The organism is Primorskyibacter flagellatus (assembly GCF_014638275.1).
Taxonomy (GTDB): Bacteria; Pseudomonadota; Alphaproteobacteria; order Rhodobacterales; family Rhodobacteraceae; genus Pseudooceanicola; species Pseudooceanicola flagellatus_A.
The window spans coordinates 1876961-1890068 of record NZ_BMFJ01000001.1 but is presented as its reverse complement, the minus strand read 5'-3'; the positions used below and the strand labels follow the sequence as shown (position 1 = coordinate 1890068).

Below are 13108 nucleotides of genomic sequence, written 5' to 3'. Positions count from 1 at the left end.
CAGGCTTACTCTTCCGGGTTTTCCAGCGCCTTGAGCCTGCGGGCAAAGCGCGGTGCCGGGTAGCGCGCGGTCACGTTGCGGCAGAGCATTGCGGTCAGGCCCGGCCGGTCCGAGTTTTCCAGCCGGGTCAGCAGGCGGCGAAGATAGGGCAGGTGGTTGCGCCGGGCGCGGAACAGCGTCGCGAAATACTGCGGGGTCAGTCGCCCCTCGGCTGCGGCGTGCAGCATCGGGAACAGGCGCTTCATGAACAGCAGGTGGCTTTGCAACGCCTCGCCCATGTTGCGCATCCTCAGCTTGGTGACGTTCGGCCGGGTGAACAGCGCCGCATGCATCGCGTCATGCGACTCCAGCGGATCGTAAACCACGAAAACCTGCGCCGCCGCGTCGATCATGTCGGGTGCGAAACCGAAGCGGCTGGTGAAGTCGGTGCGCCGCATATGGGTGAAGCGGTCGTCCCACTCGGTGACATCCGGGTCGAGCGTGGCCTGCGGCTGGATCGCCACGACGGTGCTGCCCGGCGCAGCGACGGAGAAGGCCGCCGCCGCGTAGCCGCAGGGTCCCGCGCCATAGAACAGGACGGTTTCGAATTCCTCGAAGAAGCCCTCGTCGATCAGCTGGTCGAAATAGGCATAGACCTCCTCCGCCCGGAACCAGGTGTCGCCGTCCGAGGCCAGCAGAAGGTGCGACCAGCCCAGCTTGCGCGACAGGTGCCATCCAAGCGGCTGCGCGGAGTCCGTCAGCCCGCGCATCCCCTGCACGGTTTCGAAGCTGACCAGCAACACCGGGCCGGACTTGATGAAGGCGGCGAAATGCGACCGGCCAAGCCGGTCCGACGCGCCCTCGAGATCGGCCTGCTCCATCACGCGCCGGGTCCATTCCGGCTTGGCCAGTCCGGAGAGGTCGTTGCGGGGAAAAGTGCCGTCCATGGGGTGTCCCTGTACATGTGGTCCGCGAGTCGGGGTGAGTCTTCGCCGGATCTTAACACCTTTGCCCGGAAGATCCCCGCAATCCGCCGCGTCAGCGGGCAATTTCCCGTGTCCGTTCTTCACGTCCGTCGCGGGGCGTGCCTCAGCCTTCGCCCTGCTCCCCTGCCTCGCGGGCGCGGGTGGCGTAGCGCACGAGGAACCGCGCCTCGTTCAGTGGCACGGCGCGGGTCGGGGGCGTCATCAGCAGCCGGCCGAACAGCGCGCGGAAAGGTTCCTGCAGCATCAGCGCGTCGAAGCGCGTCTTGCGCCATGCCACGGAGGCGTCATGCAGTGCGCCAAGCTGTGTATCGGCCTTGTAGGCGGCCAGCCGTTCGCTCATCTGCGGGGCGAGGGCGGCGATGGACCGGTCCTCTTCCTGCACGAAGTTCCTCTCCACCCAGTAGTCGACGCCCAGCATGTGGTCCGAATGCACCGCGCGCCCCCGGTCGGCCTTGAGCACGTAACTCTCCATCGCGCCAAGCGGGTAGTGGTTCAGCTGCACGAGCGCATAATTGGACCGCCCGTAGTTCGAGAAGATGCGCTGCGTGCGGAACTTGTCGTCCAGTTCCCGCCCCTCGCCATCGAACCAGCGCGCCTGTCCGACGCGGGCCGGATCGGGAGAGCGGGGGCGGTGCACGCCAAGCTTTCCGTAGGTTCCGTCGTTTCGGTAGAGCGTCTTGAACATGGCCGAGCGCCAGGGCCAGTACATCACCGCCGGCGCGGCCCTGGTGAAGACCTGCGTCACCGGCGCGTCGACATATTGCGCGACGCCGCCGCAGCCGAACAGCCGCCACGTCAGGGTGATCGCGTCGGCCTCCGGCAGCGCGGCCAGCAGCGCAGGGACGGTATGGTCCCCGGCATGAATGTTGACGAACTCGTCGACGTCGAGCGTGGCGATCCAGTCGGCCTGTTGCACGATGTCCATCTGGTCGGCGGTCTTGTAGGCAGTGAACTGGATTCCGCCCTGATCATAGGGGCCGTCATTGCGGACATGGGTCAGCTCACCCATCTCCTCCAGTCTGTCGAGCATCCGGTCGGTGCCGTCCTGACAGTCGTTTGAGAAGACGAGGAAATCGGTGAATCCGCAGGCGCGGTGATGAGCCAGCCATTCCAGCAGGAAGGCGCCCTCGTTGCGCACCGTCAGAACGGCAAGGCAGCGCATTCACTCGGGCCGGGAGAAGGTGACGACCTTTGAGATCGACCGCTTCGGATTGTAGACCAGCCCCGCCGCGTTCATCGCGTCGAAGACCACCTGAACGCCCTTGAGCCCGATGTACTGCGGATGCAGTTCGACGATCGCCCCGCGGAGCCGCGACAGGTCGAGCATGGGCAGAACGTCCAGCTCCGCCCCCTCGATGTCGCAGATCAGGATGTCGGGGTCGATCTTCGCGATAGTCTCGCGCGCGGGCAGGACGGGCACGGTGGCGGTGTGGGTCACGTCGTCCGCGGGCTCGGGCAGGAGGGAGGAGGCGACAAAGATCTTGCGCACGTAGAAGGTCGCTTCCCCCGCCGCATCGCCAAGCAGCGCATGGTGCACCGTGGCATTGCCGATGCCGTTTTCCGAATGCACGCGGCGGATGCAGGGGATCAGGCCGGGGTTGGCCTCGAACGCATGCACCTCTGACGGCGCGCAGTTCACCGCGACGATGGAGGACATGTAGCCCATGCCCGCCCCAAGCTCGACCACCTTGTCGCCGCGCCGCACGACACGCAGTGCGGCCTTGGTCTCCTTCTCCTCGTATTCGTTCGCGGCCAGCACGCGGCGGATGCGCGGGATCATCGGCGGAAGGTCGGTCGGGAAGGTCACGCCGAAACTGGTGATGTGGCTGGGCCGCCCGGCCTTGGCAAGCCGCGCGCGCAGGTCCGGGTCGGAGGATCCGGGGAACTGTTCGGAATGATCGGGGAAGGCGGATTTCACGCTCAGCTCTCCAGGTCCTGCGCCAGCGCATAGGCGACGCGTTCGGTTTCATTCAGCCGGATCGACAGGGCCTGATCGTAAAGCTCCTGGAATTCCGGGGTGTTGTGCAGCTCCTCCGCCTTGGCCCTGTGCCAGGCGAAACCCGCATCATGCAGGCGCTTGAGCTCCGGATCGGCCATCAGCCGCGCCATCTCTGCCCGCAGGCGGGGCAGGTTGCGGTGGATTGTGACGTCGGTGTGGTCGCACCAGTCCATCCGGATCCAGTAGTTCAGCCCGATGGAGCGATCGACATGCAGCGCCCGGCCGCGCTGACGTTTCACCAGGTAACTGTCGGCAGAGCGCAGGGCGTAGTGGTTCAACTGGATCAGATCATATCCGATGGAGCGTTTGGAACTACGCCAGCCGTTCTTGATCATTTCCTTCGTCGTCACCATGCCGTTGCCGTTGACCCAGACGACATCGCCCGCGCGGTCCTCTTCCAGCTTGTTGGGTCGGTGGCAGGACAGCTTGGAATAGGCCCCGATGTTGCGGAACATGGTCTTGAAACCCCAGACCGTATGCGGCTTGGGGCAGTATTTCGGTGCGCATTGCGTGAACTGTTCGATCACGGGCCGGTCGGCCAGCGCCGTGACCCCGCCATGGCCGAACAGCCGCCAGGTCATCGCCACGTTGGTCGCCTGCGGGACCAGCGCAAAGAAATCGTCCAGTGTGCCGTTGCCGCAGCGGATGTTGACGAATTCGTCCACGTCGATATGCGCGATCCATTCCGCCTGTTGCAGCACCGGTTCCTCGAGCGCCGCGTCCAGGGCGAACTGCTGCGGAGAGTTCCCCGTCCAGCCGTCATTGTCCCGGTGATGCACGATCCCCATGGCGTCGAGCCGCTTGAGGATGTCGTCCGTCCCGTCGGTGCAGTTGTTGGTGTAGATCAGGAAGGTGTCGAAACCGACGGCGCGGTGATAGGCGATCCATTCGACGATGTAGGGCGCCTCGTTCTTCATGCAGCCCACGATGACGCGGCCGCTGCTGCCCTTGGGCAGTTCGCGTGGCGGGACTGCGGCGAAGGCTTCGGCCAGCTCTTCCTCGTTCACCCGCCCGATCCGGTTGTGCGGCTTGAACGACGACCCCTGCAGCGACCGGAACTTCTCTACCGCCTGCGGAGACATGACCCTGCGCGCCTCCGGCGTGATCCCGTCCGCGACTTCCTGGGCAGGGGCGACTTCGGACTCCGGCGCCTGTTGTGCCTTTGCCTGCTCCGCCGTCGCGCGCTCGATCCGCCAGAGCCAGGCGAGAAGGTATTGCGAGGCGCGGAAGCCCATGCGGGGCGGCGGTTCGCGCCACGGTTCTGCCGGTGCGGCCGGATGCATCAGTTCGGGGCTGAGCGCCGGATGCGCATCGCAAAGCGCCCGGTTTCGCGCCGCGAAATGCGCCGACACCGCGAAAAGCGAGGCCGGATCGACCGGCGGGCCGTCCACCTTCAGCTCGTCCAGGAACTTCTTCCAGAGTTGACGCGGCATCGCCAGCTCTCCGCGCGCCAGCAGCCGCACCAGAAGCGCGTTCATCTGCCGCGCCCGCGCCAGCCACTCGGCCGAGGGCTCCTCGGGCGGCTCCCACGGCTGCGCCTTGCCGATCTGGTCGCGGATGTCGAAGGCGGCCTGCAGCTCACCCGTAAAGTCCTCGCGCGCCCAAGCCTGCGGATCATAGCTGCGCAGCCGCGTCGATCCGGCACCGAAAACAGCGTCCCAATGCGCCACCAGCGCGGGATAGTCGAGCCAGAAGGCCGGGGCCTGCGTCCTGAGGAACAACCCCTTTTCCGGAGCAGGGTCCGGTGTGGCCGACAGGCAGGCCCGCCACCAGTCCTTCGCCCGCGTCGCCTTCAGTTCAAGGTCCAGCCCGCGCGCGCGCCCCTCCATCACCTGTTCGGCATAGGCCCGCGCCAGTACCCGCGCCGGTTCGTCCACATGCGCGGTCACTGTGACCTCGCCGCCAAGCGGGGCCAGCAGATCGCGCAGCCCCTCAAGCTCCGCCCGCGTGGCAAGCCCCGAGGCCAACTGCGCCGCCGAAAGGATCAGTACATCGGGCTTCGCCTTCGCGACCTCCTTCGCCAGCCCGTCCGCCAGCTGATCGCGCAGCGCCGCCTGGGCCGCCGGATCGGCAAACCCCCGGCTGTGCCGCAGCGGATCCACCTGTTCCGGCGCGCTTGCCGCCATGAACAGTCGCGTATGGTTGCGCGCACCGGGCGAGCGCGGGAACAGCACGCCCTTGCCCTCAAGCTGCGACCGCTTTTCGGCCAGCACCTCTTGCAGGCGGATCGTGCCGCAGCCTTCCAGCCCGATATGCAGGTGGATCTTCATGCGGCGTCCGTCGGCTCCGCATCGTCACCCGCGACACCCGCCTTGCGGTTCCGGTTCGCCTGACCCCACCACGGGATGTCGCGCCCGATGTGCCTGCCAAGCTGGGCCGGCGCGTCCGGCGCGGCCATGTCCAGCCGCAAATAGGTCGGGTCCCCGGCAAAGATGCGGTCGAGAAAGGCGTAATGCGCCTCGATCCAGCGGATGCGCTGACCCTCGGGCCGGCCGAACCCGGTCGGCAGCCCCGGCACCACGTTCCGCTTGAGCCGCGCGACCATGTTCTTCCAGTTCTTCATCGACTCCGCCAGCTTCGCCGCGTCCCGCCAGCTGGCAACGAACTTCACGCCCGGATGGTGCGTCCGGATCGCCTCGATCAGCCCGAAATCCATCTGCGGCCAGCAGGAATTGCCGTCCTGCAGCACCGAGATTTCGCCAAACGCGTCGAACTCCTCAAGCTGGGCCAGCGGATCGCCTGAGGTGTAGTAATCCGTGTACATCAGATGCCCGACAAAGAGGCCGTTGATCTCTTCCTTCTCGGTCATGTCGTGATGCACCCGGTTGTCCACTGTCTTGAGCCCCGCGCGGCCAAGCGCCCGGCCAAGCGTGGTGGTGCCCGACTTCGGCAGGCCCAGGTTCACGACGCGCAGGCGCGGAGTCATTCCGCCGCCTCCGCAAACGGAGAGGGCAGGGGCGGCAGGCCAAGCACCGCCAGCAGCGCCTCCTCCGCCGGGGACATCGTGCCCGCCTTCATCAGCTGTGCCCTCATCGCCTGATACTCCGCCTGTTCCAGCAGCTGGTCCCGTCGCGCCCGGTGTCGCGCGCAGGCTTCCTCGTGAAGCTCGGCAACTCCCGGCAGGGCCATCAGCCGCGCGGTTTCCGCGGCGAGCGAGGGCAGGTAGCGCTGGATCGACAGGTCCTCGCAGGACATGTCGTTCCGCTCCCGCCAGTAGGTGTCGTCAAAGGCCCGGTGTTCGCGGTTCACGTCCCCCCGGTCGTTCTTGACGAGATAGCTGTCGAGCGAGCGCAGCGCATAATGGTTCAGCGTCGCGAACTGCCGCGCACCCTGCGCCGGAAACTTGCGGATACGCCGGTCGTTGGCGGCGACGAGGAACTTGTGCGGCACAGGTCGCCCCGATCCGTCCGTCCACGCAGGTCGCTTCTTCGGCGCCAGCTTGGCCCGGAAGAACGGCCGGTGCGCGCCATAGTATTGCAGCGGAAAGTCCTTGCGCACGAGGCTCTTGACCTCGATTGCCAGCTCACCGCACCAGATGTCCGGGTTGTGGCTGCGAGAGAATTGCGCAATCACGGGCCGGTCCTCGAACGCCGTCACGCCGGCATTGGCGAAGAACTGGAAATGCACCGAAATCGTCTGCGGGTTGCCGCAGGCCGCGATCAGCGCGGGCAGGGTGTTGTCATCCACATGGATGTTCAGGAATTCGTCCACGTCGGCGATCCAGACCCAGTCGGCCTCGCTCACCACCGGATGATTGCGCGCGTCCTTCAGCGCCTCCATCTGGTAGTTGCGCCCCTGCGCCGGGTTCGGCAGGTGCTGCACCACCCCCGCAGCCGCCAGCGCATCCAGCAGCCGGTCGGTGCCGTCCGAACAGTCGTTGGAATAGAACAGGAAATCTGTCACCCCGATGACACGGTTGAACGCGACCCATTCGATCAGGAAGGGGCCTTCGTTCTTCACACATGTCACGGCGGTTATGCGCATGGCGGCATCCCCGCCCGTCGTGGTCTGGTCATTCGCATCTGTACCCGACCTGCCCGGCCGCGCCTGCGCCCCGGTCGGCCGATGGCCCGGAACATCCTTGTTTCGTTGCAAGGACTTTCGCACTTGCCTCACCCCTCGTCAATCATTCGGCCCCGCGCCGCGCCGGGGCGCAACATCTCGCGCCCTTGACCACGCCGCCCGCCCGTGCAGATCCTGCAGGAGCGGAGGACCACATGACCCAGCCCAGTTCCATCGAGGCCGTCCAGACCATGCTCTCGCGGCAGAATTATGTCGCCGGACGCGCCCTTTCGACGGTTGTGTTCCTGGCGCTGCGCCTCGGAAAGCCGCTGTTCCTGGAAGGCGAGCCCGGCACCGGCAAGACCGAAATCGCCAAGGCCATCGCCGCCGGGCTGAACCGGCGCCTGATCCGCCTGCAATGCTACGAGGGGCTGGATGCCGCGTCCGCCGTCTACGAATGGAATTTCCCGGCGCAGATGATTGCCATCCGCACCGCCGAGGCCGCCGGCAGTGCCGACCGCGATGCGCTGCAGACCGATCTGTTCTCTGACCGCTACCTGACCGAACGCCCGCTCCTGCAGGCCATGCGGCCCCATCCCGAAGGCCCTCCGGTCCTCTTGATCGACGAACTCGACCGTACCGACGAACCCTTCGAGGCGTTCCTGCTGGAGGCGCTGTCCGACTTCCAGGTCACCATCCCCGAAATCGGCACTATCCACGCCCCCGAACCGCCGATCGTCATCGTCACCTCCAACCGCACGCGCGAGGTGCACGATGCCCTGAAACGCCGGTGCCTCTACCACTGGGTCGACTACCCCGACTTCGCCCGCGAGATGGAGATCCTGACCGCCCGCGCCCCCGAAGCCTCCGCCGCGCTCTCCCGCGAAGTCGTCGCCTTCGTCCAGCGCCTGCGTACAGAGGACCTGTTCAAGAAGCCCGGCGTGGCCGAAACGATCGACTGGGCGAAATGCCTGCTGGCGCTCGACGTCATTTCGCTTTCGCCTCAGACCATCGCCGATACGCTAGGTGCGGTGCTGAAATACCAGGACGATATTGCGAAACTCGAAGGGTCGGAAGCCAAGCGCCTGTTGGACGAGGCCCGCGCCACCCTGGCTCCCGCATGATCCTCGGCATCGACCACCTCGTTCTGACCGTGCGCGACCCCGAAACCGCCGCCGTCTTCTACAACCGCGTGCTCGGTCTCGACATCGTCCGCTTCGGAAAGGGCCGCATCGCGCTCCAATGCGGGGATCAGAAGATCAACCTCCAGTCCCTGGGACAGGAAACGCGAAACCACGCCGCCATCGGCTGCGGCGACCTCTGCCTGTTGACCGATCTCGCCCCCGAAGACACCGTCGCCCGCCTATCCGCCGCCGGCGTCGCAATTACCGAAGGTCCGGTTGAGAAGACTGGCGCGCGCGGTCCCTTCACCTCGGTCTACTTCAACGACCCCGACGGAAACCTGATCGAGATCTCGCGCTACCCATGACCCTTCATCTTGCGGCAAATACTCTGCTGGGGGTGCGGGGGATGCAAAATCCCCCGCGGCGCGCCGATGCCTGAATATCCCGACCTCGACCTGCCGGACAATCCGAAGCTCGCCGACAACATCACCCATTTCGCCCGCGCCCTGCGCAAGGCCGGCCTGCCCATAGGCCCCGGCCGCACGCTCGACGCCATCCGCGCGGTCGAGGCCGCGGGGTTTACGGAAAAACGCGACTTCTACTGGACCCTGCACGCCTGCTTCGTCTCCCGCCCGGAACACCGCCAGGTCTTTTCTCAACTCTTCCGGCTCTACTGGCGCGACCCGCGTTACATGGAGCAGATGATGTCCATGATGCTGCCCGCCATCCGCGGCGTGCAGGAAGAGCGCATCGCCGAAGCCGGAGAGAAGCGCGCCGCCGAGGCTCTGCTCGACGGTGCCGACCAGCCCGCGCCGGAGCGTGAGGCGCCCGAGGAAGAGACCCGGATCGAAATCGACGCCTCCCTCACCATGTCCGAGGAGGAGCGCCTCCGCTCGCTCGACTTCGAACAGATGTCGACCGAAGAGATCGCCCGCGCCAGACGCATGCTGGCCAAGCTGACCCTGCCGGTGCAGCCGCTGAAGACCCGTCGCCGCCTGGCCTCCCCCCGCGGCGCGCGTATCGACGCCGCCCGCACCCTGCGCGCAGCCATGCGCCAGGGCGGCGACCTCCGCACGCTCGTCCGGTCGAAGCCGCGCGACCGCTGGCCCGCGCTGGTCACGCTCTGCGACATCTCCGGCTCAATGTCGCAATATTCCCGCATGGTGCTGCATTTCCTGCACGCCGTCGCTAACGAAAAGGGCGCGGGATGGGCCAAGGTCCATGCCTTCACCTTCGGTACCCGCCTGACCAACATCACCCGCCACCTGCGCACCCGCGATGTCGATCAGGCCCTCGCCGCTGCCGGGGCGGAGGCGCAGGACTGGGAAGGCGGCACCCGCATCGGCGACTGCCTGCACAGCTTCAACCGCGACTGGTCCCGTCGGGTCATGGGGCAGGGGGCGGTGGTGCTGCTGATTACCGACGGGCTCGACCGCGGCGATCCGGGCGCGCTCGCACACGAAATGCAGCGCCTCCAACTCTCCGCCCGCCACCTGATCTGGCTGAACCCGCTGCTCAGGTGGGACGGCTTCGCGCCCCGGGCCCGCGGCATCGCTGCCATGCTGCCCCATGTCGACAGCTTCCGCGCCGGGCATTCCGTCGCCGCGATCGAAGACCTTGCCGCCGCCCTCTCCCGCCCCGACGACAGGGGCGAGAGGGACCGCCTGATCGCCGCCCTAAGGTCATGAAATCGCGGCCGCTATCCGATAACATTGAACTTCCCGGCCCGACCCGGCGTTGCCCTTTCAATCCCGCGTGTTCGCGGCATGGAAAGGACCAAGACTATGACACCCAATTTCCTGAAATCGACCACAGCCATCGTGCTGAGCCTCAGCCTCGCCGTGCCCCACATGGCCCTCGCCCAGACTGCAGCCGAGCTTGAGGCAGAACTGAACGTCGACACTTCCGGCATGACCGAGGCCGAACTCGACACCCTGCGCAAGCAGCTGGCGGACCAGAAGGCCCAGGCAGAGGCTGCGACCACCGCGACCGCGGAAGCTGAGGCCGAAGCCCCTGTGCAGCAGGAAGCTGCGCCCGAAGCGCAGGCCGAAGCCCAGGTTGCGCCCGAAGCTGCCGCACCCGAAGCCACGGCAGAAGACAAGTCCATGCTCGGCCGCGCCGTCGGCGCAGTGACCGGCGGTATCGAGAAACTGACCGGCGCGGACGAAGCCGAAGCCAACGCGCAGGCCAACACCGAAGCCAACACCGAAGCCACTGCCGAGGCCCCCGCGCAGGGCGGCGAACAGGGCGAAGCTGCCGTGCCGAAACCGGCACCGGAGGCCACCGCCGGAACCACGGCCCAGGGTGACGCGCAGGCCGAAGCGCCCGCCCCGCAGGCAGAGGCCTCGACGGATACGCAAAGTGCGGCCACGACCGAAGCCGCGCCCGAGACGCAGCCCACGACCGAAGCCGAGGCCTCCGCGCGGACCGAGGCGGAGGTGTCGGGTAACCAGACGCCGGACACCGCAACTGCCGAAACCGCCCCCGCGGCCGGGACGGGCGACCAGAACCAGCTCGAAGCCCAGGTGCAGGAGCTGCAGAAGAAACTGGACGCCCTGAGCTCTGAAAGCGCCGAGGAAAAGGCCGCCCGCCAGGCCGCGACCGAAGCCGCATCGGCCGAGGCGCAGACCACCAGCATGGCCGCCACCGCCAGCGAGGCCGACGCCGAAGCCGCGGAGGTCGTCGAGCAAACCGTGACCGAAGACACCGCGCGGTCGTCCTCGGAGGAATTCGCGACGACAGCCGGTGCGGAGTCAGCCACGACTGCACAGACGCAGCAGAAATCCGGGCTCGACGAATTCGGCCGCGCGGCCCTGATCGGCCTTGGTGCGTTGGCTGTCGGCTCCATGCTGAAGAACGGCAGCCAGGTTGTCTCCAACTCCGGTGACCGGGTGGTCGTGCAGCAGCAGGACGGCAGCTACAAGGTGCTGAAAAACGACGACACGCTGATGTTCCAGCCGGGCACCGACGTGAAGACCTATGCCTTCAGCGACGGCTCCACCCGCACCGTGGCAACCCGCGAGAACGGCGTGCAGATCGAAACGATCCGTGCCGCCGACGGCACCGTGCTGCGTCGTACGCGCATCCTGCCGGATGGCTCCGCCGTGATCCTGTTCGACGACACGCAGGTTGCGCAGCAGGTCGACGTGAATACCCTGCCGCAGGTCACGCAGTCGCGCAATTCGATCAACTTCCAGCAGGCGCAGGAAGACGAACTGCGCGCCGCGCTCGAAGCGCGCCTGCCCGAACAGGTCGACCGCCGCTTCTCGCTCAGCCAGGTTCGCAACATCAATGCGGTGCGCCAGCTGGTGCCTGAAATCGACGTCGACAGCATCAACTTCGAAACCGGTTCCGCCGTCATCCGCCCCGAGGAAGCGCAGGACCTTGCCACGCTCGGCACCCTGATGCGCGAACGGATCGAGGCAAACCCGCGCGAGGTCTTTCTGATCGAGGGCCACACCGATGCCGTCGGCTCCGCCAGCTACAACCTCGCCCTGTCGGACCGGCGCGCGGAAAGCGTGGCTCTGGCGCTGAGCGAATACTTCGACGTGCCGCCGGAAAACATGGTGGTGCAGGGCTACGGCGAGGCCGATCTGAAAGTCCGGACCGCCAGCGCGGAACGCGAGAACCGCCGCGCCGCCGTGCGCCGCATTACCGATCTGCTGACCGACAGCTGACCCCGACCCGCAGCGCTCCGGTCCGGCTCGCGCCGGATCGGGGCTCTGCCCCCGCCCTGCGGGCTCCCCCGGGATATTTTCAAAACCAAAGAAGGGTGGAGTCGTCCGCCCTTCTTTGGTTTTGAAAATATCCCCGCCGGAGGCTTCCGCCCCCTCCGCCCCGCGTCACGCAGGGCGGCGAAATGGCCGGGCAGGGGGTCCTGTCCGGCCTAGGCGCGACCCCTCTGGGGAAAGATGCTCCGGAAAGGGTGAAGCCGGGGCCGCGACTCCATCCTCGGGCAAACTGGTCAAGATTTCCTTGAACCCGCCGGACGGAAACCCGACATATGGGCCATGCGGCCCTTCCGCGGGTCTGCGCAGGAAGGAGACCCCGGCATGGACGGCACACTCGAAAAGGCGCTGGAATGGCATCGCGCCGGCAAGGGCGCGGCCCTTGCGACGGTGGTGGAGACCTGGGGCTCCGCCCCCCGCCGCGTCGGCGCGGTTCTCGCTGTGTCGGGGGATGGTGACCTGGCCGGCTCCGTCTCCGGAGGTTGTGTCGAAGGCGCCGTGGTGACCGAGGCTTTCGAGGCGCTGGAAACCGGAGAGAGCCGCCTGCTGACCTATGGCGTGTCCGACGACGACGCCTTTGCTGTCGGGCTGGCCTGTGGCGGCACCATCAGCATCAAGCTTCAGCCGATTGGAGCGGAACATGGTCTGCCCGAGTCGGTTCTCGCCGATCTCGTCGCCGCGCGCGCCGCCCGTCGCCCCGTCGCCTATGTCGTGGACACGAAGACCTGGGAACGGCGCGTCGTCGGGGCAGAGGCTTATCCCGAACGTTTCCGCATGGACCGCTCCGGCTTTGACGAGGATGGCGCAACATTCGTAGCCATCCACAACCCGCCCTTGCGCATGGCCATCGTCGGCGCGGTCCATATCGCGCAGGCCCTGTCGCCGATCGCCCGGCTGGCGGGCTACGACCCGCTGATCGTGGACCCGCGCCCGGCCTTCGCGACACAGGCGCGTTTTCCGGGCGACACGGTGATGGACGCCTATCCGGATGAGGTGTTAAGCGACAAGCTCGACAGTCGCACGGCGCTGGTCCTGCTGACTCACGACCCCAAGATCGACGACCCGGCGCTCGAGATCGGCCTTCGGTCAGGCGTCTTCTACATCGGCGCGCTCGGCTCCACCCGGACCCACGCCAAACGGGTCCAGCGGCTGTCGCAGAAGGGGTTCACGGAGGACGAAATCGCCCGCATCCACGCCCCGGTCGGGCTCGACATCGGCGCCGCCACCCCGTCCGAGATCGCCGTTGCCGTGATGGCGGAGATCACCCGCGTCCTGCGCAAGGGAGCCTGA

11 protein-coding genes are annotated in these 13108 nt (G+C 66.9%); 5 read left to right on the top strand and 6 right to left on the bottom strand.

All coding sequences use genetic code 11. The features are described 5' to 3' along the window. Window positions 1–5: 5 nt before the first annotated feature. The 6 genes from IEV87_RS09365 to IEV87_RS09340 all read right to left on the bottom strand — a co-directional run bounded on the left by IEV87_RS09365 (window position 6) and on the right by IEV87_RS09340 (window position 6948). Window positions 6–926, bottom strand: coding sequence for a phosphoadenosine phosphosulfate reductase (locus IEV87_RS09365; protein WP_188477380.1), 921 nt, complete (start codon window positions 924–926; stop codon window positions 6–8). A 142-nt stretch (window positions 927–1068) separates the two neighbouring features. Then, the gene (locus tag IEV87_RS09360) at window positions 1069–2127 is read right to left on the bottom strand and encodes a glycosyltransferase family 2 protein (RefSeq protein WP_188477378.1); all 1059 of its coding nucleotides are present in this window, start codon (window positions 2125–2127) and stop codon (window positions 1069–1071) included. Further along, window positions 2128–2883 carry an FkbM family methyltransferase gene (locus IEV87_RS09355; RefSeq protein ID WP_229737506.1) on the bottom strand — a complete coding sequence of 252 codons (756 nt, stop codon included), beginning with the start codon at window positions 2881–2883 and terminating at the stop codon, window positions 2128–2130. It abuts the gene before it with no gap. Between the two features lie 2 nt (window positions 2884–2885). Continuing rightward, entirely contained in the window at window positions 2886–5234 is a 2349-nt protein-coding gene (locus IEV87_RS09350) for a glycosyltransferase family 2 protein (RefSeq protein ID WP_188477376.1), read from the bottom strand. Further along, the gene (locus IEV87_RS09345; protein WP_188477374.1) at window positions 5231–5890 is read right to left on the bottom strand and encodes a sulfotransferase; all 660 of its coding nucleotides are present in this window, start codon (window positions 5888–5890) and stop codon (window positions 5231–5233) included. Before IEV87_RS09345 ends, IEV87_RS09350 begins: the two co-directional genes overlap by 4 nt. Continuing rightward, window positions 5887–6948 carry a glycosyltransferase family 2 protein gene (locus IEV87_RS09340; RefSeq protein WP_188477372.1) on the bottom strand — a complete coding sequence of 354 codons (1062 nt, stop codon included), beginning with the start codon at window positions 6946–6948 and terminating at the stop codon, window positions 5887–5889. The genes IEV87_RS09345 and IEV87_RS09340 overlap by 4 nt, the downstream gene beginning before the upstream one ends. A 233-nt stretch (window positions 6949–7181) precedes the next feature. Between IEV87_RS09340 and IEV87_RS09335 the strand changes: the two genes are divergently transcribed. The 5 genes from IEV87_RS09335 (at window position 7182) to IEV87_RS09315 (ending at window position 13108) form a co-directional block, all read left to right on the top strand. Next, window positions 7182–8090 carry an AAA family ATPase gene (locus IEV87_RS09335; RefSeq protein WP_188477370.1) on the top strand — a complete coding sequence of 303 codons (909 nt, stop codon included), beginning with the start codon at window positions 7182–7184 and terminating at the stop codon, window positions 8088–8090. Next, window positions 8087–8455, top strand: coding sequence for a VOC family protein (locus tag IEV87_RS09330; protein WP_188477368.1), 369 nt, complete (start codon window positions 8087–8089; stop codon window positions 8453–8455). The genes IEV87_RS09335 and IEV87_RS09330 overlap by 4 nt, the downstream gene beginning before the upstream one ends. Before the next feature lie 66 nt (window positions 8456–8521). Next, entirely contained in the window at window positions 8522–9778 is a 1257-nt protein-coding gene (locus IEV87_RS09325) for a vWA domain-containing protein (protein WP_188477366.1), read from the top strand. 96 nt (window positions 9779–9874) lie between these two features. Beyond that, complete coding sequence (locus IEV87_RS09320; protein ID WP_188477365.1) at window positions 9875–11767, top strand: OmpA family protein; 1893 nt, start codon at window positions 9875–9877, stop codon at window positions 11765–11767. Window positions 11768–12142: 375 nt separating this feature from the next. Further along, on the top strand, window positions 12143–13108 hold the full coding sequence (locus tag IEV87_RS09315; protein ID WP_188477364.1) for an XdhC family protein: 966 nt from the start codon (window positions 12143–12145) through the stop codon (window positions 13106–13108).

What these genes read in the sequence shown, in the direction of transcription:
- IEV87_RS09365 (WP_188477380.1), bottom strand. Translation starts at nt 926, where the DNA reads ATGGACGGCACTTTTCCCCGCAACGACCTCTCCGGACTGGCCAAGCCG.
- IEV87_RS09360 (WP_188477378.1), bottom strand. Translation starts at nt 2,127, where the DNA reads ATGCGCTGCCTTGCCGTTCTGACGGTGCGCAACGAGGGCGCCTTCCTG.
- IEV87_RS09350 (WP_188477376.1), bottom strand. Translation starts at nt 5,234, where the DNA reads ATGAAGATCCACCTGCATATCGGGCTGGAAGGCTGCGGCACGATCCGC.
- IEV87_RS09345 (WP_188477374.1), bottom strand. Translation starts at nt 5,890, where the DNA reads ATGACTCCGCGCCTGCGCGTCGTGAACCTGGGCCTGCCGAAGTCGGGC.
- IEV87_RS09340 (WP_188477372.1), bottom strand. Translation starts at nt 6,948, where the DNA reads ATGCGCATAACCGCCGTGACATGTGTGAAGAACGAAGGCCCCTTCCTG.
- IEV87_RS09335 (WP_188477370.1), top strand. Translation starts at nt 7,182, where the DNA reads ATGACCCAGCCCAGTTCCATCGAGGCCGTCCAGACCATGCTCTCGCGG.
- IEV87_RS09330 (WP_188477368.1), top strand. Translation starts at nt 8,087, where the DNA reads ATGATCCTCGGCATCGACCACCTCGTTCTGACCGTGCGCGACCCCGAA.
- IEV87_RS09325 (WP_188477366.1), top strand. Translation starts at nt 8,522, where the DNA reads ATGCCTGAATATCCCGACCTCGACCTGCCGGACAATCCGAAGCTCGCC.
- IEV87_RS09320 (WP_188477365.1), top strand. Translation starts at nt 9,875, where the DNA reads ATGACACCCAATTTCCTGAAATCGACCACAGCCATCGTGCTGAGCCTC.
- IEV87_RS09315 (WP_188477364.1), top strand. Translation starts at nt 12,143, where the DNA reads ATGGACGGCACACTCGAAAAGGCGCTGGAATGGCATCGCGCCGGCAAG.